Consider the following 23620-nt stretch of genomic DNA (forward strand, 5'->3'; position numbering starts at 1 on the left):
CACCGAAAGGTCGCCCATGCCTGACAACATCGATCCCCGCCTTCTCGCCCGGCTGACCGCGAACCGCACGTCACGTCGCCGGTTCCTGGGTGGCGGCGCCGCTGCCGCTGCCGCGCTGGCGCTGGGTCCCTCGGTCCTGGCCGCCTGCGGTTCGGGCGACAAGTCCAGTGCGCCGTCCACTTCCGCCGCCCCCGACGACGGGTCACCGGCCACCGGCACGGTCCGGATCTCGAACTGGCCGCTCTACATGGCCGAGGGATTCGTCGCTGCGTTCCAGACCGCATCGGGTCTGACGGTGGACTACAAGGAAGATTTCAACGACAACGAACAATGGTTCGCCAAGGTCAAGGAACCGTTGTCGCGTAAGCAGGACATTGGCGCCGACCTCGTCGTCCCCACGGAGTTCATGGCCGTCCGGCTCGCCGGACTCAAGTGGCTCAACGAGATTCGCGACTCCCGCGTCCCCAACAAGAAGAACCTGCGCGAGGATCTGCTCAACTCGAAGGCCGATCCGGGCCGTAAGTACACCGCACCGTACATGACCGGCATGGTGGGCCTGGCCTACAACAAGGCCGCCACCGGACGCGACATCACCAAGATCGAAGATCTGTGGGATCCCGCATTCAAGGGCCGGGTCAGCTTGTTGTCCGACGTCCAGGACGGGCTCGGCATGATCATGCAGTGGCAGGGCAATTCGGTCGAGGATCCCACCACCGAATCCGTCACCAAGGCCGTCGATTTCATCCGTGAACAGAAGGACAAGGGCCAGATCCGCCGGTTCACCGGCAACGACTACGCCGATGATCTGGCGGCCGGCAACATTGCTGTCGCCCAGGCATATTCGGGAGACGTGGTGCAGCTGCAGGCTGACAACCCCGACCTGCAGTTCATCGTTCCGGAGTCGGGCGGCGACTGGTTCATCGACACCATGGTGATCCCTTACACCACGCAGAACCAGAAGGGCGCCGAAGCGTGGATCGACTACGTCTACGATCGCGCGAACTACGCCAAGCTCATCGCGTTCACCCAGTTCGTGCCGGTGCTGTCGGACATGACCGACGAGCTCGCCAAGATCGATCCCAAGCTGGCCGGTAACCCGTTGATCAACCCGCCGGCCGACATGCTCGCCAAGCTCAAGTCGTGGGCGGCGCTGACTGACGAGCAGACCCAGGAGTTCAACAGCCTCTACGCCGCAGTGACCGGAGGCTGACGCCGATGGCGGGAGTAGCAACCAGTAGCCGGCAGCGGAGCAAGATCGCCCCGTACCTGATGATCCTGCCGGCGTTGGTGTACCTGGGGATCTTCTTCGTGGTGCCGTTCTTCTCGTTGGCGCGCACCTCGTTGTCGACGTCGGGCGGTTCGGTGTACCTACCGACGCTCGAGTTCGACTGGAACTTCGGCAATTACCTGCATGCGTTCAGCACATATCAGGACCAGATTCTGCGGACGTTTGGCTACGCACTGGTGGCGACCGTGTTGTGCGCGGTGCTGGCATTCCCGCTGGCGTACGTCATCGCGTTCAAGGCCGGCCGGTACAAGAACCTGATCCTGGGCCTGGTCATCCTGCCGTTCTTCGTGACCTTCCTGATCCGCACCATCGCGTGGAAGACGATCCTCGCCGACGACGGGTTGGTGGTCAACGCGCTCGGGACCATCGGCCTGCTGCCGAGTGAAGGCCGGCTGCTGTCGACGAGCTGGGCCGTGATCGGGGGCCTCACCTACAACTGGATCATCTTCATGATCCTGCCGCTGTACGTGAGCCTGGAGAAGATCGATCCGCGTCTGATCGAGGCATCCAAGGACCTCTACTCGTCGAACACCCGAAGCTTCACCAAAGTGATTCTGCCGCTGTCGATGCCAGGAGTTCTGGCCGCAAGCATGCTGGTCTTCATCCCGGCGGCCGGCGACTTCATCAACGCCGATTACCTCGGTAGTACGCAGACAACGATGATCGGCAACGTGATCCAGAAGCAGTTCCTGGTGGTCAAGGACTATCCCGCCGCGGCCGCACTCAGCATGGTGCTGATGGCGATCATCCTGGTCGGGGTGCTGCTCTACACGCGGGCGCTCGGCACGGAGGATTTGGTATGACGTCGACCGCAATGGCAGACGCCACAAGCCCGGCCACCCCGACGGTGGTCAAAGGATCACCGCGGTGGGGCGATTGGTCCCTGCGGATCGTCGCCGGTCTGGTTCTGCTGTACCTGTTCCTGCCGATCTTCGTGATCGTGTTGTTCTCGTTCAACAAACCGGCGGGCAAGTTCAACTACACCTGGCAGGGCTTCACGCTCGACAACTGGGCGCACCCGTTCAAGTATCCGGCGTTGACCGACGCGCTCAAGCTGAGCCTCAACGTCGCGGCGGTCTCCACCGCCGTCGCCCTGGTTCTCGGCACGCTGGTCGCCATCGCGCTTGTGCGCCAGCGCTTCCGCGGCCAGAAGGCGGTCGACACGTTCCTGGTGCTTCCGCTGACCGCACCCGAGGTCGTGATGGGTGCTTCGCTGCTGACCCTGTTCCTCGATCTCGGCTGGGCGGCGGGCTACACCACGATCCTCATCGCCCACATCGCGTTCGAGGTGAGCTTCATCGCCATGACCGTCCGGGCCCGGGTGCGTGGATTCGACTGGACGCTGGAGGACGCGTCGATGGATCTCGGCGCCGGACCGACCAGAACGTTCTTCAAAGTGACTCTGCCGCTGATCGTTCCGGGCATCGTGGCGGCGGCGATGTTGTCGTTCGCCTTGTCGCTCGACGACTTCATCATCACCTACTTCGTCAGCGGCTCCACCGTCACCTATCCGCTCTACGTGAACGCGGCGGTCAAGGCGGCCGTGCCTCCGCAGATCAACGTGCTGGCCACGGCCATCCTGGTCGTCAGCCTGCTGCTCCTGGTGGCCGGAACGCTCTACCGGCGCAAGCGTATCGACGTCTGAGGTCAGGACGCGTCGAGTTGCACCGTGACGGCCACCTTGCCGCGGTCGTCACGGTTGGCAACGGCGTGCCCCGTGCGGTCGCTGCCGTCCAGGTTCAGCAAGGTGAGCTGACCGCCCTCGCCGAGGAAGTTACGCCACCAGTTCTTGCTGTCCGGCGCCATCACGTTGATGGTCACCAGATTGCCGTCACGCGTCACCGAAACCGGAGTCTCGAACGTGCGGCCCGACCGGCGTCCGGTGTAACGGATGACGACCACGCCGTGGCCGATCCATCGGCCGAGCACCGGAACTCGGGTCAGGCCCACTGCGGCCGCATTGAACCACCGGGCGAACGGGGAATTGAAGATGCCACTTGCCATTGGCGCCAGCGTAGCCCGATCAGCCGATCTCGGCGGGCACCGGTGCGGCGCGTGCTCCCGTGCGCGCTGCGCCGATCCCGGCAGCCACCACGAGGCAGATGCCGATCACGGCGGCCGGAGCCGGGACCTGGTGTAGCAGAACCAAGCCGACCAGCATCGCGAACGCCGGCTCCAGCGCCATCAGCGTCCCGAACGCGGCGGTACTCAAATACCGCAGCGCGGACATCTCCAGCGCAAACGGGATCACCGGCAGCAGGACCGCGAGCCCCACACCGATGAGCAGAAGTTGCGGTGTCAGCTCGGGAAACACCGACGGACCGACCACCGCGGTACCCACCAGGCCGGCGACCGGCATCGACACCCCCAGACCCTTGATGCCGGCCACCTCATCCCCCACCCGTTGGGTCAGCAGGATGTAGCAGGCCCAGCACAGCGCGGCGCTCAGCGCGTAGAGCACACCGATGAGGTCGACGGCGCCCGTCCAGGGCTCGGTGAGCAGAACCACGCCGGCGGCCGCGAACCCGGGCCACAGAATCCGATCGCGGCCTTTCCCGTGCGCAACTGCCACCCCGAGCGGCCCGAGGAATTCCAGCGCGCTGGCCGTGCCGAGCGGGATACGGGAGAGGGCCGCCATGAAGAGCATCGTCACGCCGGCCGTCACCACGCCGAGCGCGACGCAGGTCCAGAATGCGGATCTGGTGAAGGCCGAGGGGCGCGGCCGCACGATCACGAGCATGAGAACCCCGGCCCAGGCCAAACGCAGCCACGCGGCGCCCTCCGCGCCGATGTCGTCGATCAGGCCGACCGCAACGGCCAACCCGATTTGCACGCACAGCATGGAGGCCATGGCCATCAGCGCGCCGGTGCGCGCGGGATGTCCGGACCTGCTCACAAGTTGTTCCCCTTGGGCACAACGATATTGGCCAGAACCATCCGAAGGAACGGCCGGTAGACCGCATGGTCGTCGAGCAGGCTGTTGAGGGTGACGCCATCGTTGGCAGCCAGAATGACCCGGGCCAGGTCCAGCGCCGGGATGCTCAGATGGCCGCCCAGGCGGGCAGCGCCTTTGGAGATGTAGTCGGCGAGGGCGCCGACCGTCTCCTCCCGCTGCGCGGCCACGCGCTCCCTCGCCTCGGGATTGCGCAGCAGGAACAGCGTGTATTCGGACCCGAGGACAGCCCGATCGGGCCCCTCGGCGGCGACCAGATCCCGCCAGCGGTCGCCGAGTTCGTCGGCCTCGAGATCCTCGAGCCGGTGAAACGTCGCGATGACGTCGGCGAACCCGTCGAGGAATTGTTGGCGCTGCCGTTCGACGACCGCCAGGAACAACTCGGCCTTACTCCCGAAATGGGAGTAGATGGCACCACGGGTGTAGCCGCCGACCTCGGCGATGTCCTCGAGCGCGGCCCCGTCGAACCCCTTGCGCGCAAACACCTCTTCGGCGGCATCCAGCAGGACACTGCGGGTGTGCTCCAAGCGGCGTTGTTTGGTCCAGCGTTCGGCCATCGTCCCATCCTGTCAAAGGTCAGTGCACTTGTGTTGTCAGTGCACTTGTGTTGTCACGGTCCGGCCAGCAGATGGGCCAATGGACCACCGCATGTCGGTGGCGCGGAACACCTCCACCACTTCGACGGCGGCGGGACTTCCGCAAGCGCCCAGTGCCTGAGCCTTGAAAGCCTGCGCAGCAAAGCTGAGTCGATGGTGGAACACGCCGTCGGCGACCGCCTGAGGACCGGGCCTTCCCACTCGGGCCCCGCCGGGGTCCGATCGGTCACAGAGGTAGGTCTGACACTGCCGTACCCCACTCGACGCATCCAGAGCCGGCGTGATCTGGACCAGCGGCAGTTTGATGTCCGCCGCGATGGCGACTTCCGATCCGGCGAGGCGCACCTCCGCGCCCAGAATCTTCAATGCCACCGACCCGGCCGCATCGGGCATCCAGACCACCACCTGCCAGCCGTCGAGCGCGCGGTCGCAGATCAGCCCGCCGGCCCCGATCACCACTTGCTCCGCATCTGCGGCCAACAACTCCAACTGAGAACGCACCCGGAACACCTCCACGATCACTGCCCTTGAGGACACGCATATTCATTCTTGTATTAGATATACGCATATGTATAGTAGTGATCGCAGTCACAACAGCTCACCGGCGCCGACAGGGCTGGTCACACCCGGCCGTCAGCGACACCTCACCGCCCCGCACATCGATTGAGGAGGTCCGCCCGTGCAGACAGCACGCCCCGGAGATTGGGTCGAGAACGCCACCCGCCTGGACGACATCGCTCCGGACGCATACCGGATGGAGATTCCGACCAGTCGCTATATTGCACCGGAATTTGTTGCGCAGGAGCGCGATTCGATCTGGAAGAAGGTCTGGCAGGTGGTCGGCAGGGTCGATGAGTTGACCAAGGCGGGCGACTGGAAGCAGTATCAGATCTTCGATCAGTCCTACATCATCGTGCGCGGTAAGGACGACAGGATCCGCGCATTCGTCAATGCCTGCCGCCATCGGGGCAACGTGCTCTGCCGCGAAGCCCGCGGGAACGCCAAGCGCGGCTTCCTGTGCCAGTACCACCTGTGGTCGTACGACCTCGACGGCCGCCTCAAGGGCATGTTGCGGGAGGCGCTGGCCGGCCCGATCGACAAGGACACCCATGGGTTGATCGAGGTCGCGGCGGACACCTTTGCCGGATTCATCTTCCTCAATCCGGATCCGGACGCGGCGCCGTTGACGGAGTTCATCGGTCAGGAGGTGGTGGCCATGCTGGAGCCGTACCACCTCGACGAGATGGTCACGGTGATGGACGTGACCGAGGCCATCGACTGCAACTGGAAGGTCGTCCTCGATGCCTTCCAGGAGGGTTACCACATCGACGGCATCCACCCCCAGCTCTTGCGGGTGATCAACATCGATCCCGCCACCAGCCGGTACCGGTTCTTCGACCAGCACAGTGTTTCGATGGCACCGTTCGACGTCGTCGGCGCCACCCCGGAGCATCAGGTCGACGGAATCATGGACCTGCCCGAGACTTTCCCCTCCACCGTCGCGGTGATCCCCCGCTTCCAGGAACTCGTCGCCGAATACCGTGGCGACGACGGGTCACTGAATTTTCCCGACGGGGTCACCGCCCGCACCCTGCTACAGAGGGCGACGCGAGACACCTTGACCGCCATGGGACTTGACGTCAGTGGTCTGACCGACGCTCAGATGAGCGACAACCACGGCTGGGTGTGGTTCCCGAACTTCTTCATGACCATCCGCGCCGGCGAGGCACACATCATCATGTCGCTGCCCCATCCCGACGGAGACCCCAACCGGTGCATCTGGCACGTCGCCAGCTACATGTGGTTGCCGGACGAGGCCAAAGCCGCGTTCACGGCCGACCCCGTCGTCGTCGACGAGGCCGGCAGCTTCAAATATTTCGAAGCGCTGCAACAGGATTACGAGCAGATGCCACGCCAGCAGATCGGGTTGCGCAACACCGCGCTGAAGCACATGGCATTGGTCAAGGAAGAAGTCGTCATCGCGCACTTCCATTCGGTCGTCGACAAGTATCTGGAATCGGCAGGTGCCCAGTCCTGATCGATGCCCATCCGAAACCACAACAGAAGAGGACCTTTCGTTGAAGCAAGTCAGTGAGGTCGTCGGCGACCACACCGGTCGGAGCCGCGCTGCGGTGCAGTACGCGGTCACCACCAAACAACTCGTGGACGCCGCCAAACAACCCGGCTTCGGGGTCGACGGCTGGGCACCGTTGGCGGACCTGGTCGCCGTCGACGAATTCGAACGGGTCGGCAACTTCAAAGAAGTGATGGACTGGGGCCAGTACACGGACTTCCTGACCAACTGGGCTACTGCCTCGGAGTGGGACGGTTTGTTCAAACGGGTCAGCGAGGTCGACGGCGTGGTGTTCCTCGAGCTCGAGGAACGCACGAAGATGGGCGATTTCGAATCGGTGGTCAACTCGATCTCGGTGTACGAGTTCACCGCCGACGACAAGATCCGTCACATCGATGTCTACCTGCAGATGGCGTTGCCCAACACCGAGATGCTGACCAGTTACGAAGGAGTCGAGATTCTCAGATTGAGCATCGAGTGAAGTTCGCTCGGTGCTCACTGACCTGACACCTTCCGATGGCACGGTGGCCAGGTGCGGAGCAAACCCGGCCGGGTGTCCACGGCCGATCGGTTTCATCAGATCTGTCTTGTGGTGGTTCGGCGCCTGCCGGCGCCGCTCGATTCTCTTGTGGCCCCGACCTTTCTCGGCTTCGTGGTGATCAACACCTTCACCTTCGGCGTGGATCTGGCGATCCTGACCGCCCTCCACGGCGGGCTCCGGATAGCCCTACCGCTCGCGGTGACCGTCGGGTACGCCGGTGCCTTCGGACTGGCCTACTACCTGAATCGGACACTGAACTTCCGCTCGCACGCGGCCGTCGGTCCTCAGCTCACGGTGTACGTGGTGGCCGTCGTGCTCAACTATCTGGCGTTCATCCTCGGGGTGTCCAGCGGGCTGGCCGCCTTGGGCGTGGAGTACCACCTGGCCCGGATCGTCGCCGGCGGCTGCGAGGCGCTCTTCATGTACAGCGCCATGCGGTGGGTCGTGTTTCGGCGCTGACGGCGGCGAAATACGAGATGGAATCCCGCCGATCAGATACGGACGACGAACTCCGCCAGGACGTCGGTCACCGCAGCGATGGCGCGACGCGAGATCACTTCGTATCCGTGGGTGCTCAACGTCGGCAGACACAGCAACCCGGCCTGGGGAGACAGCCCGGAGGCTTTCGTATGTGAAGCGTCAGACTCGAAGGCGCCGAGCACCGCGGCCTGCGGTGAGTGTCCGAGATCTCGGGCGATCTGGCAGAGGCGGTCGGCGACGCCCTTGTCGTACACGCACTCCGCGTCGCCGTAGGCCACGATCGGACCACCGGTCACCGTGGTGTCGTACTCGGCCTCCGTCGGACCCACCTCCACCGCCAGGGTGAGATCTCCGGGCAGGGTGCGGCAGGCGTAAGCGGCTCCCACCCCACCGATCTCCTCGTTCGTCGTGAACACCAGGTACAGGTCGCCGGCCGGGCGCTGATCGGCGTCACGCAACCGTCGAGCCAGCTGTATCAAGGCCAGCACCGCGGCGCGATCATCCATGAAGTAGCAGCCGACATAGTCGCCCACGTCGATGAGTTCACGTTTACTGCGGTCGACGCATACTCGGGTACCGGGTCCGATCCCCGCCTTCGCCAACTGCTCGGGCTCCGAGCCGGTGAAGACGTAGACGTCGGTCCAGTCCAGCGCTCGGTCACCCTGGTCGGGCTTGGTCTGCCAGACGTGCGTGGTCTCCTGGGTGGTGTGCTCTGAACCCAATGCGAGGACACCGCAAAGGGTTTCGTCATCACCCAGAATCGCGACCGGGCCCAGACCGAAATTGGCCGGGTACATCGTGCCCAGTGGGGTCAGGCGCAGCGTGCCGTCCGGCTCGATCCGTTTGACGAGCATGGACAGTTCATCCAGGTGCGCCAGTACCCGGATCGTCGAAGCCAGCTTCGCCCCACGAATGAGGCCGACGAGGTTGCCGGCCGCGTCGATCGACAGTTCGTCGACGAGCGGTTCGAGTTCCCGTCGGCAGATCTCGCGAACCTCGTCCTCCTGGCCGCAGGGACCGTATGCCCACAGGAGTTCCTGCAACAGCGCACCTTCGAACCCGTCATCCCGTTCGGCCATGTCTGCTGAATTGCCGCGGGTGCCCGGCAGGAAACCTCAGCGGTCAGACGGTCACCTCGGCGCGGTGCGATCCGGAAACGGGTCGTGGGCGAAATCGATCTGAGCCGTCGGATTGCTGATCGCCGTGACGAGGCCGGTGCCGAACGCCCCGGCGCTGTCGAACAGCGTCGACGCGCCCACGGCGACACCATCGGCGGCCCAATGCGAATCGGCCTGGACACCGATCCACTCGTCGCGAGGCAACCGCGACAGGGCAACCGTCAGGTCACCGTTGATGTAGCCGACGCCGGCGGTGCCCAGGTTGGTCACCAGGCTGGTGCCCTCGGCGGCCATCGCCGCGCGCACGAACGGTGAGTTGGGTTGTCCCTGCACCACGGTGATGGTGCGGTTCATGAAACGCTTGCGGGACGCGTTCTGGTGCTCGGCAATGGCACGGCTCCAACCGCCCTTGTCGCTGCCCATGTACGTAGTCCGGTCCCCGTCGAGTGCGGTCGGCGGTTCGAACCGGACGGGCGCGGTCCACTCCTCACCGCGCGGGGGTGCGCTCAGCCGGTATTGCACCAGCGTCGCGCGTGCCACGGTGACACCGTCCTGGACCAGTTCACACTCGGAGTTGCGGACCCGCCGACCGTCGCGGACCAACGCCACCTTCGTCGTGGTCGGCACCCCGCGCGCAGCCTTGAACAGGTCGACCGTCAGCCGGGCCGGCAGAAATTCGGGCAGCCCGAAGGCCGACTCCAGAGCCCGCGCAGCCAGACCGACCAATGCCGGGCCGTTGAGGTGATCCTCACCCCAGTGGCTCTGCGCAAAGCGGGTCGGCTGGAACCTGTCCTGCTCGGACTGCACAAAATGGGCGTCAACCTCGGTCATCGGCGAATCGTCGCATATGGGCTAACTAAATTCGTCGGCGGGGATCACGAAGTGGACCAGGCGCTGAGCCAACGCTGCTGAAGCCGGATGAAATGCGCGTCGACAACGGCGCCGTGGCCGGGGACGAACACACCGTCCTCCCCTCCCGCGGCCAGCACCGCCTCCAGGGTGCCCGGCCAGGCCGCGAGGTCGGAGTCGGCGTCGATGACCGGGTCACCGGACTGCTCGACGAGATCACCGCAGAACACCACCGCGTGCCTGCCCGGCACCGTGACGATCAGGTCGTGGTCGGTGTGGCCGCGGCCGGGACGTTGGATGCTCACCGCCCGACCGCCGAGATCGATATCGCCGCCGGACACCCGGTGCACGGACACCGGCAGCGCCGCGATGGCCTGGTCGACTTCGTCGGCGTCGGCCCCGTAGCCGATCGCATCCTCGCGCAGGTGTCCCCGGCCCGAGGCCATGGCCTCGGCAACCTCTGGTGCGCAATGGATTTCGGCATCCTTGAACCAGGCGCAACCGAGGACGTGGTCAAAATGGTTGTGTGTCAGAACGACATGCCCGACCCGTCGCGCCGTCAGCGCGCCAACATCGGCCTCGATGCCGCGGGCCTCGGCCAACGTGGTTCCGGAATCGACCAACAGGGTGTGTGTGCTGCCGCTGACGAGTCCTACTGTCACGTCGAGAAACGGCAGGCGGGTGCGCCACACGCCCTCGCCCAACTGTTCCCAGTCGTAGTTCATCACCCACCGTCGATGCCGGCAACGGGACGCACGCCTGCGAAGCTACTCCTGTGCACCGCCACCTGTTCTCTGTTTGCGCACTCCTTGCGATGGCGTGCGCCATCACGATCCCGCCGGCTCGGGCTGCCTGCATGACGGGAACGGACTGCGATGTCGCCGAGCGCATCGCCGCCGCCGACGCGTATCTGGCGGCCCGCCCTGGCACGGTCGGGTACGTGCTGCGCGACCGCACCACCGGCGCCGTGCACCGGAACGCGCACGCGGGCGAGCTCGTCTGGACGGCGTCCACGATCAAGCTGGGCATGGTGGTCGACCTGCTGACCAGGCAACGGGCCGGCACCGTGACGCTGACCGATGCGGACCGGGCCCTGATGGCAGCCATGCTGCACTCGTCCGACGACGACGCCGCCGACACCCTGTGGACCAGGTACAGCGGTGCCGACCACCAGGCCTTCAATGCCGATTTCCCGGCGTACGGGCTGACCTCGCTTCAGCCACAACGCGGATTCAGCAAGACCTTCCCGTACTGGGGCTTCCAGAAGGCCACGCCGGAGGACCTGGACCGGTTGATGAACTACACGCTGTCCAGCCTCACACCGGCCGAGACGGCGGGCATCGTGGAGGCACTGCAGCACGTGGACACCAACCAGCAGTGGGGCGTCTGGGGTGCGGGCGCAGCGATGAATCCCGGCAACAAGGACGGCTGGTCACTCGAACAGGGCGGCTGGGTGATCAACAGCGTCGGCTTCGCGGGACCGCAGCAGCGGTACACGCTGGCCATCATGAATGCCCTTGGCGACCAGGGCGGCTACGACGACGGCGTCCAGACCGCCACCCATCTCAGCGAAGTGCTCCTGGCCGGTCGTTGACCTGACCGTACAGGTTTGCCCTGGCGGGCTGGGGGAACTCCTAGCCCATGTTGATCAGACGAATCGCCCGCCCCATGCTGTCTGCGACCTTCATCGCCCGAGGCGTCGACACCTTGCGTGACCCGGGTACCTCCACTGAGAGCACACGCAGAACCCTCGGCGCGCTGAGCGCCCTACCCGGCCCGGTGGGGGCCGGAGTTCCCAACAATGCCGATACAGTCGCGCGGGTCAACGCCGTGGTCCAGGTGGCGGGTGGGCTGCTGTTGGCGGCCGGGCGGGCACCCCGGCTGACCGCGGCCGCCCTCGCCGTCACGATGATCCCGGGAAGTCTTGGTTCGCAGGCCTTCCTGAAGGATTCCGACCCGCAGCACGCCGCGCGGCAGCGCCGTGAATTGCTGACCGACGTGAGCCTGCTGGGCGGCCTGATCATCGCGGCGGCCGACACCGCGGGCAAGCCGTCACTGGCCTGGCGCGGACGTCGTGCCGCCCGACAGGTCTCGGCCAGTGTCGCCGCCGCCGTTCCCGGTGTGGCGGCCGGTGGTGACAGCCTCGCCGACAGTGCGATCGCCGAGAAGATCGGCCACGGGCTGGCAGCCGGTGCCGAACGCGGCCGCGAGATCGCCGATGCAGCCGTGGAACGGGCGACCGAATTGGCCACCGAGTTGGCCAATCTGGCACGTGAGCACGGACCCGAGGTGGCTGACGCCGCACGTGCGCGGGCCAGCGAGTTGGCCCATCTCGCGCGTGAGCACGGACCCGAGGTGGCTGACGCCGCACGTGCGCGGGCCGGCGAGCTCGCCCTCGTTGCCCGCGAACGCGCCCCCGAATTGGCCGAGGCCGCCCGCGAACGCTCCGCCGCTCTCGCCGATCTCGCACGAACCCAACTCGACCAGCGCCGTGATCGGTAGCGTTATGGCATGAGCACGGGTGACTATCAACCGGAATTCGGGCAATACGGACAACCGGGCGGCTATCCCCCGCCCTATGGCGGGCAGGTGCCCGGTGGCTATCCCCCGCCCTACGGCACGCAGGCGCCGGGTGGTTTGGGCCGACGATTCTTCGCCCGCGTGATCGACGGCATCATCGTCGGGATCGTGGCGTTCTTCCTGTCGTTCATCACCGATTCTCTGTCGAACTACTGGGTCACCGGCCTGTTCAGCGGATTGCTGATGTTCGTCTACTTCCTCGGTCTCGAGGTGGCGACGGGCGCGACACCCGGCAAGAAGCTGCTCGGGTTGGCTGTGCACGGCGCGGGCAACACACCCAAGCCGACGGCCAAAGAGTCGGCCATTCGAAACGCGTTCACCCTGCTGCCCATCATCCCGTTCGTGGGTGGATTCCTGGGCATCATCGCGATGATCGTGATCGCGGTGACCATCAGCTCCAGCCCCACCAAGCAGGGCAAGCACGACGAGCTCGCCGGCGGCACGCAGGTGGTCCGAGGCTGAAACCCGTTGCGTGAGGTGCCCGTTCGATGGGCACCTCACGCGAGGGCGGGCTCTACCGGCTCAGATGACGAGCCCGAGCAACAAGACGAAAACCAGGCCTGACACCGACAGCGCCGTCTCCATCAGCGACCACGATTTGATGGTCTGTCCGACGGTCATCCCGAAATACTCCTTCACGAGCCAGAATCCGGCGTCGTTCACATGCGAGAAGAACAACGAGCCGGCGCCGACGGCGAGCACCACCAGGGACACCTGCCCGGTACTCATCCCCTCGACCAGTCCGAGCATGAGTGACGACGCGGTGATGGTTGCCACCGTGGCCGACCCCGTGGCCAACCGGATCAGGACCGCCAGCACCCAGGCCAGCAGGACCACGGACAGATTGGCGCCCTTGGCCCACTCGGCGAGCAGGGTGCCGATCCCGGTATCGACCAGAACCTGCTTGAATCCTCCACCGGCCGCGACGATCAGGATGATGCCGGCCACCGGCGGTAGTGACGATTCGATGCACTTCACGATCTGGTCGCGACTCATCTTGGCGCCCCCTCCGAGGGTGAACATGCCCACCACCACCGCGATCAGCAATGCCATCAAGGGCTGGCCGAGGATGTCGAACACCTGACGCAGCAGGTGCGACTTGTCGTCGACGAAGATGTCGACCAGCGCCTTGCCCATCATCAGTGCCACCGGCAGCAGGACGCTGAACATGGTGATGCCGAAGGTCGGTCGCGCCTTTGTGGCGGTCGTGGTCGTGCCGGACGTTGTGGTCGCGCCGGACGTGGCACCGGCGTCGGAGTCTGTGCCCCCGGATTCCGTGGCGTCGAACCGGTCCGGGACCTCGAGGACGACCCAGCGTCCGGCCAATTTGCCGAACAACGGACCCGCCACCACGATCGTCGGGATTGCCACCAGCACACCCAGCGCGAGCGTGACACCGAGGTCGGCGTTCAGCAATGAGATCGCGGCAACCGGCCCCGGATGGGGTGGTACGAATCCGTGCATGGCCGACAGGCCTGCCAGCGCAGGGATGCCGACCGTGATCAGGGACAGTTGAGAACGACGGGCCACCAGGTAGATCACCGGCATCAACAACACCAGACCGATCTCGAAGAACATCGGCAGACCGATGATCGCGCCCACCAACGCCATTGCCCACGGCAGCGCTCGCGGTGATGCGTGCCCGACGATGGTGTCCACGATCTCGTCCGCTCCCCCGGAGTCGGCCAACAGCTTGGCGAACATCGCACCGAGAGCGATCAATATCCCGACGCTGGCAGCGGTGGACCCGAAGCCGGTGGAGAACGAAGACAGTACGTCGCTGACGTTCTCACCCGCTGCCATCCCCACCGTCAGCGCGCCGAAGATGAGAGCCAGGAACGGATGCAGCTTGACGATCGTGATGAGCAGGACGATCAGGGCGATGCCGGCCAGTGCCGCCAGCACCAACTGCGCACCGCCCGCCACCGGCTCGACCAGTTCCGTCCCCGCCGCGAGATGGGTGAGCGCCGAGGTCATCGGTTCTCCTGTTCTTTTGTCACAGTGTCGGATTGGGCAACATATTCATCGACGATGGCATCGATGCTCTGGTCCACGTCGATGGCGATGCCTGCCTCGTCGGGGCCGAGCGGCTCCAGCGTCGCGAATTGGGAGTCCAGCAGGGCGGCCGGCATGAAATGCCCGGGCCGGCTGGCCTGGCGGCGGCGGATCACCTCGGCTGATCCGCTCAGGTACAGGAACACCACATCGGCGCAGTGCCGGCGTAATTGGTCGCGGTACTTGTGTTTGAGCGCCGAGCAGCTCATCACGCCGCCGCCGTGGTGTTTGGCGAGCCACTCACCGATCGCTTCCAGCCAGGGATAGCGATCGTCGTCGTCGAGGGCATGACCCGCAGACATCTTGGCGATGTTGGCGGCCGGGTGAAAGTCATCGGCATCGGCGAACGGCACCCGCATACGCTGCGCCAGTGCGGCGCCGACGGTCGACTTTCCCGACCCTGATACGCCCATGACCACGACTGGTGAACCCATACATCCGCCTCCACAAGATGTGTCTGCCGTCACACAGCATGACTTAAAAATCATACGTTTGCAAGTGTGTCTCGATTACATATGTTTTTAATCTCATGAACGCCGGATATGACACGATGTAATCGTGTCCTCGCCCTCAAACGTCGGCGCGCTGCATGCCAGCCTGCTGACCGCGCTCGGCACCGGGATCGTGTCCGGCGAGCTGGCCGCTGAGCAGGTGCTGACCCTGGACCGGCTCAGCGCCGAGCACGACGTGTCCCGCAGCGTCGCGCGTGAGGTGATCCGGGTGCTGGAATCGATGGGCATGGTGGAGTCCCGGCGCCGGGTCGGGATCACCGTTCAGCCCTCACGTAAATGGAATGTGTTCGACCCCAGGCTGATTCGCTGGCGCCTTCAGGCGGGTGACCGAGCCGCCCTGCTCGCGTCACTGTCGGAACTGCGGCGAGGTTTCGAACCGGCAGCCGCGGCACTCGCCGCCCGGCGGGCGAACCCGGATCAGTGCCGGATCATGGCCGCCGCGGTTTCGGACATGGTGGTGCACGGCCGGTCCGGAAACCTCGACGCTTACTTGTTGGCGGACAAGGTTTTCCACCAGACCCTGCTGGACGCCAGCGGCAACGAGATGTTCCGTGCTCTCAACGACGTCGTGGCAGAGGTCCTGGCCGGGCGCACCCAACACGGTCTGATGCCGGACTCCCCCAACCCCGCGGCCATCGAGTTGCACGACGAGGTGGCCCGGGCGATCCGGCTGCGCGACGAGGACGGCGCCGAACGGGCGATGCGCGCCATCATCGACGAGGCCGCCACCGCGGTGATCGACGGTGACGGTCCCGGTGCTTAACTAGCCGTATGGGTCGTTCTCCGGCATTGGCACGTCGTTTCTTCGACCGGCTGGAGCCGGTTCACGCGGTCACCTACTTCGGTCCGGAGTCGCGCGCGGCTCTCGACGCCCTGGGTTACCGAGGTTTCTGGATGGGCTACTTCGCCGCCCGCTCGGCGCCGCTGGGCATCGTGCCGGCCGATGTCGTCACCGCGATGTTCTACAACTTCACCGCCGAGCGAGTCGCCAAGGCGCTGCCCACAGTCTGGGACACCGCAAGTCCGGCAACCCTTTTGCAGGTCCGGTGCGACTCGGCCGTCGCGGCACTGCGTCGGTCCGGCGTGACCGACTCCGAGCCGACCCGACTGGCGGCAGAGCTGACCGCCAAGGCCGCCCGTACCGCACCCCTGGATGGCCGCCCACTCTACGCTGCCAACCGGGCTCTGCCGTGGCCGGAGGACCCGATCGCGAAGCTCTGGCATGCGGTCACCCTGCTGCGCGAGCAACGCGGCGATGCCCATATCGCGGTCCTGGTCGCCGAAGGGATCAGCGGCAGGCAGAGCAACGTGCTGCATGCCGCCGCAGGCCGGGTTCCGCGCGAGATGATCATGCGCAGCCGCGACTACGACGATGAGCAGTGGGCGGGATATGTCGAGCAGTTGCGTTCGCGAGGCTGGCTGGACGACCGGGGCGACCTCACCGATTCCGGGCGCGACGTCAAGCAGGCGATCGAGGACCGGACCGATGCCCTGGCCCTGGGTGCGCTGGACGCGTTGACCGACGACGAGATCACCACCCTGTTCCGGGTTCTGACGCCGATCACCCGACAGGTGGTGGCCGCCGGTGACGTGCCTGCCGCGACGCCGATGGGTCTGAACCGCGACGATCTCGACGACGACAGCGCCCAACTGGGCTGACCGTCAACGTGGGGCGTACATGATCAGCCCGACGCCGGCCAGCGCCACGAGTGCACCGGCGACATCCCAGCGGTCGGGCCGGAAGCCGTCGGCCACCATGCCCCACAACAACGATCCGACGATGAACACCCCGCCGTAGGCTGCCAGGACCCGGCCGAAATGGGCGTCTGGCTGGAATGCCGCGACGAAGCCGTAGGCGCCCAGTGCGATCACCCCGGCGCCCATCCATATCCAGCCGCGGTGCTCGCGCACGCCCTGCCACACCAGCCAGGCCCCGCCGATCTCCAGCACGGCGGCCAGGACGAACAACGCGATCGATTTGCCTACCATCACCACCTCAGCGTGCCGCGAGTGTGCGCAAATGTCGGTTTCTGCACGGCGTGTCGCCGGCAGACACGCACGCTCGCGGTGCAAGGGGGGATGCTGGGCAGGTTACGCGACGCCGAGGTAGGCGGCGCGAATGCTGTCGTCGGCCAACAGTTCCCGCGCGTCACCGGTGCGGGTGACATTGCCGGTTTCCAGGATGTAGGCGCGGTCTGACCGGCTCAGCGCCTGTTGGGCATTCTGCTCGACCAGCAACACCGTGGTGCCCTGCGCGTTGATCTCGGAGATGATCTTGAAGATCTGCGAGATCACCATCGGTGCCAGACCCATGGACGGCTCGTCGAGCAGCAGCACCCTGGGCCGGGCCATCAGCGCGCGGCCGATGGCCAGCATCTGCTGTTCCCCACCGGAGAGGGTGCCGCCGACCTGGGAGCGCCGCTCAGCCAGCCGCGGGAACGTCGTGAACACCCAGTCCAACCGCTCGTCGTGCTCGGCGCGGGAGGCGAATTTGCGCCCGTAACAACCCATCTCGAGATTTTCCAGCACCGTCATGCCGGGGAACACGCCCCGGCCCTCGGGAGCCTGGATGAGCCCGTCGATGACGCGCTGGTGTGCTTTCACCCGGGTGATGTCGCGACCCTCGAACCACACCGAGCCCGAGGAGAGCGGCCGCAGGCCGGAGATCGCACGCATCATCGTGGTCTTGCCTGCCCCGTTGGAGCCCAGCAGGGTGACCAACTCCCCCTCGTGCACCACCAGCGAAACCCCGTGCAACGCCTTGATCCGGCCGTAGTGCACGACCACGTCACGCACCTCGAGCAGCACCGGGCGACCGGTCTCAGCCGAGCTCGTCATCGGGCACCCCCAGGTAGGCGGCGATGACCTTCGGGTCCTCGCGGATTTCGGATGGCAATCCGTCGGCGATCTTGCGGCCGAATTCCAGCACCACGATGCGGTCGGTCACGCCCATCACCAGACGCATGTCGTGTTCGATCAACAGCACGGTGTAGCCGTCGTCGCGGATCTTGCGGATCAGCTCGATCAAGGACGCCTTCTCGGCGGGATTGAACCCGGCGGCCGGTTCGTCCAGACACAACAGCTTGGGCTCGGTGGCCAGGGCGCGGGCGATCTCGAGGCGACGCTGGTCACCGTAGGGCAGGTTCTTGGCCTTCTCCTCACCGCGGTGGGCGATCCCGACAAAGTGCAGCAGGGCCGCGGCTCGTTCGATCGCCGACCGTTCCTCGCGACGGTGCCGCGGGGAACGCACCAGGGCGCCCGGAACCGAAGTCTTGTGCCGCGCGTCGGTGCCGACCATGACGTTCTCCAGCGCGGTCATCTCGCCGAAGAGCCGGATGTTCTGGAAGGTACGCGCGATGCCGCGGCGGGTGATCTGGTGCCGCTTGATCCGGCCCAGCGGGGCGCCGTCGAAGATCACCGATCCCGAGCTCGGCCGGTACACGCCGGTGATCGCGTTGAAGCAGGTGGTCTTGCCCGCACCGTTGGGCCCGATCAGGCCGAGGATCTCGCCACGGCGGATGTTGAAGCTGACCGAGTCGAGGGCGACGAGGCCACCGAACTTGACGGTGAGATCCTGTGTCTCCAGCAGGATCTCACCCTCGGCGGCCTGGATCTCGCGGTGTACGCCGGCCAGTTCCTCGACGCTCTCGGTCACGCCGGGCATGGGTTCACTCATCCCACCGGCTCCTTGTCCGTGTTGCCGCGCAACAACTGTCGAGCCGATCGTCCGTAGGTCAGCAGCTGCTGACGTACCGGGAAGAGGCCCTGCGGCCGGAAGATCATCAGTACCACCAGAGCCAGACCGAAGAAGAGGTACTTGAGGTCGCCGAGGTTGATCCCGAGGAACTCGACTCCCAGGAGCCGGTTGGGCAGGTACACCACGATGAAGGCGCCGAAGATGACGCCGAGCTTGTTGCCCTGTCCGCCGAGCACCACCGCGCACAGGAACAGCATCGAATTGATGATGTTGAACGTCGGCGGTGCCACGTACTGAACCTGGCCGGCATAGAGCGCACCGGAGAGGCCGCCGATCGCGGCGCCGATCACGAACGCCCACAGCTTGAACCGGAAGGTGTTGACGCCCATCACCTCTGCGGCGTCCTCGTCCTCGCGGACCGCCACCCAGGCGCGCCCGACCCGGCTGCGCTCCAGGTTACCCACCAGCAGGAGGATGCCGACCATCAGGATCAGGCCCAGCCAGAACCACCAGGTGCCGTAGTTCGCCTCACCGGCCGAGTTGCCGCTGGAGAACACCCCATTGGGCAGCTTCTCGCTCTCCCCCAGCCGTGGGTACGCGACCTGGTTGAGTCCACGCGAACCGTTGGTGATGTCGGACAGGTTGTCGGCGAGCAGCCGGATGATCTCGCCGAATCCGAGGGTGACGATGGCCAGATAGTCCCCACGCAACCGCAGGGTGGGCGTTCCCAGGATCAGCCCGGCCAGCGCGGTGACCGCCATCGCCAGCGGCACACACGACAGCCAGGCCCAGTCCTTGCTGAAGAACCCGTCGGGCCCCACCTTGTTCCACGGGCTGTCGGGGCTGGTCAGCAGCGCGACCGTGTAGGCGCCGACCGCGTAGAAGCCCACGTAACCGAGGTCGAGGAGACCGGCCTGCCCGACGACGACGTTGAGCCCGATCGCGATGATGGCGACCATCGCGAATTGGGCCATGGTGCCGCCGAAGCTGATGCCGGTGGTGTTGAGGAAGCTGGGGGTGAACAACGGCAGCAGGGCCAGCAGCCCGAAACCCACCACGCCGACAAGCCATTTGGCCACCCGCGGCAGGCTGGACCACGAGTCGCGAATCGCGTCGCCGGGGGCCAGCAGCGTCCTGGTCACCGACCCGGCGGACTCTGAACCGTGATGCTCGCTCATACCCGCGCCTTCCCGAGGCTCTCACCGAGTATGCCGGTCGGCCGGAACAGCAGGACCAGCACCAGCAGAACGAATGCCACGACGTCACGCCACTGCGTTCCGAATACCGCCTGCCCGTAGTTCTCCATGATGCCCAGCAGCAGACCGCCCAGCAGAGCGCCGCGCAGATTACCGATACCGCCGAGCACCGCCGCCGAGAATGCCTTGATGCCGAGCAGGAATCCGCCGGAATAGATGATGCCCTGCGGAACCTTCAACGTGTAGAGCAGCGCTGCGGCCCCCGCGAGCAGACCGCCGATGAGGAAGGTCCGCATGATGATGCGTTCCCGGGAGACACCCATCAGCGTCGCGGTGGTCGGATCCTGCGCCACGGCCCGGATGCCGCGGCCGAACTTGGTGCGGTTGATCGCGATGTCGGTCAGCACGGCGAGCACCAGCGCGGCACCCACGATCACCAGTGTCACGTTCGACACCGTGGCGCCGAAGATCGTGAACTGAGTCTTGGGCTGGACCAGGACGATGGGTTGTTGAGCGTTGCTTCCGCCGTAGCCCTTCAGGAGCTTCGGCAACACGAAGTGCACGAACTCCTGCAGCACGAACGACATTCCGATGGCGGTGATGAGGAAGGTCAGGGCGCGGGCGTTGCGTTTTCGCAGCGGCCGGTAGGCGATCAGTTCCAGACCGACCGCCGCCGATCCCGAGACCAGCATCGCGAACAGCATGGCGATGCCGAGATACAGCACTGTCAGCGCGACGCCCTTGTTGTAGGCGTTACCGCTCGGGGCGAAACCGAGGATGACGTCCAGACAGAAGTAGGCGCCGAACATGCCCAGCATGAAGATCTCGGAATGGGCGAAGTTGATCAGGCGCAGCACACCGAAGACCAGGGTGTAGCCCACCGCCACCAGCGCGTAGATCGCGCCCCAGGACAGGCCGTCGATCGTCAACTGCCAGAAGCCGTCTCGCAGGCCATCCAGGTTGAAGCTGATGTTGGATGCCAGGCAGGCGGACTGCTCGACGCACTGGTGGATCATCCGGCGGCGGCTCCTGACTTCGTGGTGTGTAACGAAACGCGTCCGAGTCCTGGTGACGGTCTCGGACGCGTTTCGTCTGGTGGGCTATTTGACTTCGTACATCCAGATCAGGGTGGTGGTGAGCTCACCCTTGTCCGTCCACTGGTACTTGCGGCCCACGCCTTGGCCCTCGTACTTGCGGACGTAGTCCAGCAGTGCCGGCCGGGTGATGGCACCCGAGTCGATGCCCTTGAGCAGGATGGTGCCCAGGTCGTAGCCCTCGGTGCTGTAGGTGCCCGGTGCCTGGCCGAACTTCTGGGTGTACTCGTCGGCGAACGATCCGGTGGCCGGACCGCACGGGCAGGACAGCAGGGCGCCCTTCGACGATTCACCGGCCTGGTCGACGAACTGCGGATCCTTGGTGCCGTCGGCGCTGACGAAGGTCGCCGTCACGCCGCCGTCCTTGAGCTGCTGGACGAACGGTGCGGCCTCGGAGTAGTAGCCGCTGTAGAACACCGAGTCCGGAGCGGCTCCCTTGATCTGGGTGACGGCAGCCGAGAACTCCTTGTCGCCCTTCTTCACCGAGATGTTGCACGACGTATCGGCCACCGGGCCAAGGGTTTCGCGCACCGTCTCGGCCAGACCGAGCCCATAGTCGGTGCTGTCGTCGACCACGCACACCTTCTTGTTGCCGAGGGTGTTCCTGAGGTAGTTGGCCACCGAGGGGCCCTGGACGCCGTCGTTGGCCAGGCCGCGGAAGAAGGTCTTCCACCCGTTCTCGCTCAACGTGACGTTGGTGGCCGATGCGGTGGCCGCGACCAGGCCGGCCTGGTTGAACACGTCGCCGGTGGCCTTGGTCTCCCCGGAGAACGCGGGCCCGATCAGGCCGATGATGAACGCCTCGTCGACGATCTGCGGCGCCACACCGGTCGCCTTCTGCGGATCGCCTTCGGTGTCAAAGCTCTTGAGCTGCACCTGGCAGCCGGAGTTGGCGGCGTTGTGCTTGTCGATCGCGAGCTGCACACCGTTCTTGATGTTGATACCCAGCGCGGCGTCCGGACCGTTGAGCGCACCCATCATGCCGATCATCACCGGCGGGCAGGTGGCCTTGCCGTCGCCCGCGGGATCAGCTGGGCTGACGCCCTCGGCGGCCTTGACCTCGGCACCGTTCTCGTCGATCTGGACTTTCTCGACGATCTTCAAATTGGTCTGCGATGCCTCACCTTCCGGCGAGGACTGGTTGCAGCCGGCAATCGCCAGGGCAACCACACCCGCACTTCCGAGAGCAAATGCTTTCCGTGCCACGCGACCGCGCACGCTTCACCTCCGGGTCAGAGTTGTCAGCGGCACCGGCGCCCCGACCTTGGGAGGGCTGGGCGCCGGAGCTTCGGGTAGAACATAGCCAACGACTGCCCCGAGTGCGGGATGTTGAGTGAATGGTTCTTCCACGGGTCCTGGTCGAACGCGGAATTTCGACCGGGCGGAAACCCACAATTAACAACCGGCCCCGCGAATCAGTTCTCCTGAGCGGGCGATTCCTCGGATTCCTCGAGAGTTTCCAGCACCACTTCGGCGACTCGTTTCATGGTGGTACGGCGGTCCATCGCGGCCCGCTGAATCCACTTGAACGCCTCGGGCTCGGTCATCTGGTGCTTGCTCTGCAGCAAACCCTTGGCCCGCTCGACCAGCTTGCGGGTCTCCAGACGATCCCCCAGCGTCGCCACCTCGTTTTCCAGGGCGGCGATCTCGCTGAACCGGCTGACCGCCACCTCGATGGCCGGGACCAGGTCGGTGATGCTGAACGGCTTGACCAGGTAGGCCATCGCCCCGGCATCGCGGGCCCGCTCGACCAGTTCCCGCTGGCTGAACGCGGTCAGGATGACGATCGGGGCGATGCGCTTGCTGGCGATCTCAGAGGCGGCGTCGATGCCGTCGCGACGCGGCATCTTGACGTCCATGATCACCAGGTCCGGACGCAGCGACTCGGCGAGTTCGACAGCCTCCTGACCGTCGCCGGCCTCCCCGACGACCTCGTAGCCCTCTTCACGGAGCATCTCCGCGAGGTCTAGGCGGATGAGCGCCTCATCCTCGGCGATGAGCACGCGGCGGGGGCTGTCAGCGTCTTTCGGTGACCCGGTCATGGGGAACATTGTGTCGTGGAGGGCGCTGTTCGGCGAGCGCGGGGCCATCCTCTATGGTGGTAGGCCGCAGTACTGATCGGCACGCCCTCGTATCCCAACTGGCAGAGGAAACGGATTCAAAACCCGTACAGTGTGAGTTCGAATCTCACCGAGGGCACCACCACACACCAATCGGCGCCTGGCTGATCAGAAGCCCGGGCGCCAGTCACCGCGTCCGTGCCAGTGCCCGCGGTCACGGGCCTCGCCGTCGAAGTAGAAATCGTCATGGCAGCGGTTGCCGCCCCAGTTGAAACCCCATTCGGGGTGCCAGAACTCCCCCGGACACCAGTGGTAATCCGGCAGCGGCACGGTGGGCGCCGCCTGTGCAACACCGCCACCCAGACCCGCAAGACCGATACCCGCGGTAAGGACCGCTGCCGTTGCCGCAATACGTGCTTTCGTCATCATCAGTCAGGACTATCACCGCAGACCCGGCGTACCCCTGCCAGAACGCTTCGGGTCCGCTGTCGCTTCTGGGCGACCTGCGTTCACGGCCTTGACTTGTC

General features: G+C 65.6%; 28 protein-coding genes and 1 tRNA gene. 12 read left to right on the forward strand and 17 right to left on the reverse strand.

Annotated elements, in window-relative coordinates; translation table 11 throughout:
* The first annotated feature begins 16 nt into the window (after positions 1-16).
* From ACNQR1_RS21685 to ACNQR1_RS21695, 3 genes are read left to right on the forward strand one after another with little or no spacing between them, the layout of a single operon-like run.
* Positions 17-1210, forward strand: coding sequence for a polyamine ABC transporter substrate-binding protein (locus tag ACNQR1_RS21685; RefSeq protein WP_418047780.1), 1194 nt, complete (start codon positions 17-19; stop codon positions 1208-1210).
* Positions 1211-1215: 5 nt separating this feature from the next.
* Entirely contained in the window at positions 1216-2091 is an 876-nt protein-coding gene (locus ACNQR1_RS21690) for an ABC transporter permease (protein WP_418047781.1), read from the forward strand.
* On the forward strand, positions 2088-2933 hold the full coding sequence (locus tag ACNQR1_RS21695) for an ABC transporter permease (RefSeq protein ID WP_418047782.1): 846 nt from the start codon (positions 2088-2090) through the stop codon (positions 2931-2933). The genes ACNQR1_RS21690 and ACNQR1_RS21695 overlap by 4 nt, the downstream gene beginning before the upstream one ends.
* A 2-nt stretch (positions 2934-2935) precedes the next feature.
* Here the strand turns inward: ACNQR1_RS21695 and ACNQR1_RS21700 are convergent, their stop codons facing one another.
* The 4 genes from ACNQR1_RS21700 to ACNQR1_RS21715 are packed head-to-tail and all read right to left on the reverse strand — an operon-like array spanning position 2936 to position 5374.
* The gene (locus tag ACNQR1_RS21700; RefSeq protein ID WP_418047783.1) at positions 2936-3292 is read right to left on the reverse strand and encodes a hypothetical protein; all 357 of its coding nucleotides are present in this window, start codon (positions 3290-3292) and stop codon (positions 2936-2938) included.
* A gap of 19 nt (positions 3293-3311) precedes the next feature.
* Positions 3312-4145: an EamA family transporter gene (locus ACNQR1_RS21705; protein ID WP_418050441.1), complete on the reverse strand. Its 834-nt coding sequence runs from the start codon at positions 4143-4145 to the stop codon at positions 3312-3314.
* 35 nt (positions 4146-4180) lie between these two features.
* The gene (locus ACNQR1_RS21710; protein WP_418047784.1) at positions 4181-4798 is read right to left on the reverse strand and encodes a TetR/AcrR family transcriptional regulator; all 618 of its coding nucleotides are present in this window, start codon (positions 4796-4798) and stop codon (positions 4181-4183) included.
* 36 nt (positions 4799-4834) lie between these two features.
* Positions 4835-5374, reverse strand: a complete 540-nt coding sequence (locus tag ACNQR1_RS21715; protein WP_418047785.1) for a hypothetical protein — start codon at positions 5372-5374, stop codon at positions 4835-4837.
* Positions 5375-5516: 142 nt separating this feature from the next.
* Here ACNQR1_RS21715 and ACNQR1_RS21720 point away from each other — a divergent pair, with 142 nt between their 5' ends.
* The 3 genes from ACNQR1_RS21720 to ACNQR1_RS21730 are packed head-to-tail and all read left to right on the forward strand — an operon-like array spanning position 5517 to position 7911.
* Complete coding sequence (locus ACNQR1_RS21720) at positions 5517-6875, forward strand: aromatic ring-hydroxylating oxygenase subunit alpha (RefSeq protein ID WP_418047786.1); 1359 nt, start codon at positions 5517-5519, stop codon at positions 6873-6875.
* A 40-nt stretch (positions 6876-6915) separates the two neighbouring features.
* Positions 6916-7392, forward strand: coding sequence for a hypothetical protein (locus tag ACNQR1_RS21725; protein ID WP_418047787.1), 477 nt, complete (start codon positions 6916-6918; stop codon positions 7390-7392).
* Between the two features lie 51 nt (positions 7393-7443).
* Positions 7444-7911 carry a GtrA family protein gene (locus tag ACNQR1_RS21730; protein WP_418047788.1) on the forward strand — a complete coding sequence of 156 codons (468 nt, stop codon included), beginning with the start codon at positions 7444-7446 and terminating at the stop codon, positions 7909-7911.
* A gap of 32 nt (positions 7912-7943) precedes the next feature.
* Here ACNQR1_RS21730 and ACNQR1_RS21735 read toward each other — a convergent pair whose 3' ends face one another.
* From ACNQR1_RS21735 to ACNQR1_RS21745, 3 genes are read right to left on the reverse strand one after another with little or no spacing between them, the layout of a single operon-like run.
* Positions 7944-9011: a M42 family metallopeptidase gene (locus ACNQR1_RS21735; RefSeq protein ID WP_418047789.1), complete on the reverse strand. Its 1068-nt coding sequence runs from the start codon at positions 9009-9011 to the stop codon at positions 7944-7946.
* A 51-nt stretch (positions 9012-9062) separates the two neighbouring features.
* Complete coding sequence (locus ACNQR1_RS21740; RefSeq protein WP_418047790.1) at positions 9063-9881, reverse strand: acyl-CoA thioesterase domain-containing protein; 819 nt, start codon at positions 9879-9881, stop codon at positions 9063-9065.
* 44 nt (positions 9882-9925) lie between these two features.
* Positions 9926-10624 (reverse strand): MBL fold metallo-hydrolase, encoded by a 699-nt coding sequence (locus ACNQR1_RS21745; protein WP_418047791.1) that lies wholly within the window; start codon positions 10622-10624, stop codon positions 9926-9928.
* A 131-nt stretch (positions 10625-10755) separates the two neighbouring features.
* On the opposite strand from ACNQR1_RS21745, the gene ACNQR1_RS21750 reads away from it, so the two are divergent.
* From ACNQR1_RS21750 to ACNQR1_RS21760, 3 genes are read left to right on the forward strand one after another with little or no spacing between them, the layout of a single operon-like run.
* Positions 10756-11493 carry a tat pathway signal sequence gene (locus ACNQR1_RS21750; protein ID WP_418047792.1) on the forward strand — a complete coding sequence of 246 codons (738 nt, stop codon included), beginning with the start codon at positions 10756-10758 and terminating at the stop codon, positions 11491-11493.
* 47 nt (positions 11494-11540) lie between these two features.
* Positions 11541-12401 (forward strand): DoxX family protein, encoded by an 861-nt coding sequence (locus ACNQR1_RS21755; RefSeq protein WP_418047793.1) that lies wholly within the window; start codon positions 11541-11543, stop codon positions 12399-12401.
* Positions 12402-12410: 9 nt separating this feature from the next.
* Entirely contained in the window at positions 12411-12941 is a 531-nt protein-coding gene (locus ACNQR1_RS21760; protein WP_418047794.1) for an RDD family protein, read from the forward strand.
* A gap of 60 nt (positions 12942-13001) precedes the next feature.
* On the opposite strand, the gene ACNQR1_RS21765 is transcribed toward ACNQR1_RS21760, so the two are convergent.
* Positions 13002-14456: a GntP family permease gene (locus ACNQR1_RS21765; RefSeq protein ID WP_418047795.1), complete on the reverse strand. Its 1455-nt coding sequence runs from the start codon at positions 14454-14456 to the stop codon at positions 13002-13004.
* Entirely contained in the window at positions 14453-14968 is a 516-nt protein-coding gene (locus ACNQR1_RS21770) for a gluconokinase (RefSeq protein ID WP_418047796.1), read from the reverse strand. Before ACNQR1_RS21770 ends, ACNQR1_RS21765 begins: the two co-directional genes overlap by 4 nt.
* Before the next feature lie 124 nt (positions 14969-15092).
* On the opposite strand from ACNQR1_RS21770, the gene ACNQR1_RS21775 reads away from it, so the two are divergent.
* Positions 15093-15809, forward strand: coding sequence for a FadR/GntR family transcriptional regulator (locus tag ACNQR1_RS21775; RefSeq protein ID WP_418047797.1), 717 nt, complete (start codon positions 15093-15095; stop codon positions 15807-15809).
* A gap of 8 nt (positions 15810-15817) precedes the next feature.
* On the forward strand, positions 15818-16705 hold the full coding sequence (locus tag ACNQR1_RS21780) for an SCO6745 family protein (protein ID WP_418047798.1): 888 nt from the start codon (positions 15818-15820) through the stop codon (positions 16703-16705).
* Between the two features lie 3 nt (positions 16706-16708).
* Here the strand turns inward: ACNQR1_RS21780 and ACNQR1_RS21785 are convergent, their stop codons facing one another.
* The 7 genes from ACNQR1_RS21785 to ACNQR1_RS21815 all read right to left on the reverse strand — a co-directional run bounded on the left by ACNQR1_RS21785 (position 16709) and on the right by ACNQR1_RS21815 (position 23075).
* Positions 16709-17035 (reverse strand): YnfA family protein, encoded by a 327-nt coding sequence (locus tag ACNQR1_RS21785; protein WP_418047799.1) that lies wholly within the window; start codon positions 17033-17035, stop codon positions 16709-16711.
* Positions 17036-17137: 102 nt separating this feature from the next.
* A complete protein-coding gene (locus tag ACNQR1_RS21790) occupies positions 17138-17884 on the reverse strand; it encodes an ABC transporter ATP-binding protein (RefSeq protein ID WP_418047800.1) in 747 nt (248 codons plus the stop codon).
* On the reverse strand, positions 17868-18722 hold the full coding sequence (locus tag ACNQR1_RS21795; protein ID WP_418047801.1) for an ABC transporter ATP-binding protein: 855 nt from the start codon (positions 18720-18722) through the stop codon (positions 17868-17870). Before ACNQR1_RS21795 ends, ACNQR1_RS21790 begins: the two co-directional genes overlap by 17 nt.
* Positions 18719-19921, reverse strand: coding sequence for a branched-chain amino acid ABC transporter permease (locus ACNQR1_RS21800; RefSeq protein WP_418047802.1), 1203 nt, complete (start codon positions 19919-19921; stop codon positions 18719-18721). The genes ACNQR1_RS21795 and ACNQR1_RS21800 overlap by 4 nt, the downstream gene beginning before the upstream one ends.
* A complete protein-coding gene (locus tag ACNQR1_RS21805; protein WP_211154337.1) occupies positions 19918-20955 on the reverse strand; it encodes a branched-chain amino acid ABC transporter permease in 1038 nt (345 codons plus the stop codon). Before ACNQR1_RS21805 ends, ACNQR1_RS21800 begins: the two co-directional genes overlap by 4 nt.
* A gap of 84 nt (positions 20956-21039) precedes the next feature.
* Positions 21040-22251, reverse strand: coding sequence for a branched-chain amino acid ABC transporter substrate-binding protein (locus tag ACNQR1_RS21810; RefSeq protein WP_418047803.1), 1212 nt, complete (start codon positions 22249-22251; stop codon positions 21040-21042).
* Between the two features lie 197 nt (positions 22252-22448).
* Positions 22449-23075: an ANTAR domain-containing response regulator gene (locus ACNQR1_RS21815; protein WP_418047804.1), complete on the reverse strand. Its 627-nt coding sequence runs from the start codon at positions 23073-23075 to the stop codon at positions 22449-22451.
* 83 nt (positions 23076-23158) lie between these two features.
* On the opposite strand from ACNQR1_RS21815, the gene ACNQR1_RS21820 reads away from it, so the two are divergent.
* Positions 23159-23235, forward strand: a tRNA-Leu gene (locus tag ACNQR1_RS21820).
* A 26-nt stretch (positions 23236-23261) separates the two neighbouring features.
* Here the strand turns inward: ACNQR1_RS21820 and ACNQR1_RS21825 are convergent.
* Entirely contained in the window at positions 23262-23522 is a 261-nt protein-coding gene (locus tag ACNQR1_RS21825; protein ID WP_418047805.1) for a hypothetical protein, read from the reverse strand.
* Positions 23523-23620: the final 98 nt, after the last annotated feature.

The sequence above is a fragment of the Mycobacterium sp. 48b genome, assembly GCF_048282725.1.
Taxonomy (GTDB): Bacteria; Actinomycetota; Actinomycetes; order Mycobacteriales; family Mycobacteriaceae; genus Mycobacterium.

What these genes read in the sequence shown, in the direction of transcription:
- ACNQR1_RS21750 (WP_418047792.1), top strand. Translation starts at nt 10,756, where the DNA reads ATGACGGGAACGGACTGCGATGTCGCCGAGCGCATCGCCGCCGCCGAC.
- ACNQR1_RS21710 (WP_418047784.1), bottom strand. Translation starts at nt 4,798, where the DNA reads ATGGCCGAACGCTGGACCAAACAACGCCGCTTGGAGCACACCCGCAGT.
- ACNQR1_RS21705 (WP_418050441.1), bottom strand. Translation starts at nt 4,145, where the DNA reads ATGGCCATGGCCTCCATGCTGTGCGTGCAAATCGGGTTGGCCGTTGCG.
- ACNQR1_RS21770 (WP_418047796.1), bottom strand. Translation starts at nt 14,968, where the DNA reads ATGGGTTCACCAGTCGTGGTCATGGGCGTATCAGGGTCGGGAAAGTCG.
- ACNQR1_RS21815 (WP_418047804.1), bottom strand. Translation starts at nt 23,075, where the DNA reads ATGACCGGGTCACCGAAAGACGCTGACAGCCCCCGCCGCGTGCTCATC.
- ACNQR1_RS21690 (WP_418047781.1), top strand. Translation starts at nt 1,216, where the DNA reads ATGGCGGGAGTAGCAACCAGTAGCCGGCAGCGGAGCAAGATCGCCCCG.
- ACNQR1_RS21785 (WP_418047799.1), bottom strand. Translation starts at nt 17,035, where the DNA reads ATGGTAGGCAAATCGATCGCGTTGTTCGTCCTGGCCGCCGTGCTGGAG.
- ACNQR1_RS21790 (WP_418047800.1), bottom strand. Translation starts at nt 17,884, where the DNA reads ATGACGAGCTCGGCTGAGACCGGTCGCCCGGTGCTGCTCGAGGTGCGT.
- ACNQR1_RS21795 (WP_418047801.1), bottom strand. Translation starts at nt 18,722, where the DNA reads ATGAGTGAACCCATGCCCGGCGTGACCGAGAGCGTCGAGGAACTGGCC.
- ACNQR1_RS21695 (WP_418047782.1), top strand. Translation starts at nt 2,088, where the DNA reads ATGACGTCGACCGCAATGGCAGACGCCACAAGCCCGGCCACCCCGACG.
- ACNQR1_RS21740 (WP_418047790.1), bottom strand. Translation starts at nt 9,881, where the DNA reads ATGACCGAGGTTGACGCCCATTTTGTGCAGTCCGAGCAGGACAGGTTC.
- ACNQR1_RS21760 (WP_418047794.1), top strand. Translation starts at nt 12,411, where the DNA reads ATGAGCACGGGTGACTATCAACCGGAATTCGGGCAATACGGACAACCG.
- ACNQR1_RS21825 (WP_418047805.1), bottom strand. Translation starts at nt 23,522, where the DNA reads ATGATGACGAAAGCACGTATTGCGGCAACGGCAGCGGTCCTTACCGCG.
- ACNQR1_RS21735 (WP_418047789.1), bottom strand. Translation starts at nt 9,011, where the DNA reads ATGGCCGAACGGGATGACGGGTTCGAAGGTGCGCTGTTGCAGGAACTC.
- ACNQR1_RS21800 (WP_418047802.1), bottom strand. Translation starts at nt 19,921, where the DNA reads ATGAGCGAGCATCACGGTTCAGAGTCCGCCGGGTCGGTGACCAGGACG.
- ACNQR1_RS21745 (WP_418047791.1), bottom strand. Translation starts at nt 10,624, where the DNA reads ATGAACTACGACTGGGAACAGTTGGGCGAGGGCGTGTGGCGCACCCGC.
- ACNQR1_RS21685 (WP_418047780.1), top strand. Translation starts at nt 17, where the DNA reads ATGCCTGACAACATCGATCCCCGCCTTCTCGCCCGGCTGACCGCGAAC.
- ACNQR1_RS21805 (WP_211154337.1), bottom strand. Translation starts at nt 20,955, where the DNA reads ATGATCCACCAGTGCGTCGAGCAGTCCGCCTGCCTGGCATCCAACATC.
- ACNQR1_RS21700 (WP_418047783.1), bottom strand. Translation starts at nt 3,292, where the DNA reads ATGGCAAGTGGCATCTTCAATTCCCCGTTCGCCCGGTGGTTCAATGCG.
- ACNQR1_RS21765 (WP_418047795.1), bottom strand. Translation starts at nt 14,456, where the DNA reads ATGACCTCGGCGCTCACCCATCTCGCGGCGGGGACGGAACTGGTCGAG.
- ACNQR1_RS21755 (WP_418047793.1), top strand. Translation starts at nt 11,541, where the DNA reads ATGTTGATCAGACGAATCGCCCGCCCCATGCTGTCTGCGACCTTCATC.
- ACNQR1_RS21780 (WP_418047798.1), top strand. Translation starts at nt 15,818, where the DNA reads ATGGGTCGTTCTCCGGCATTGGCACGTCGTTTCTTCGACCGGCTGGAG.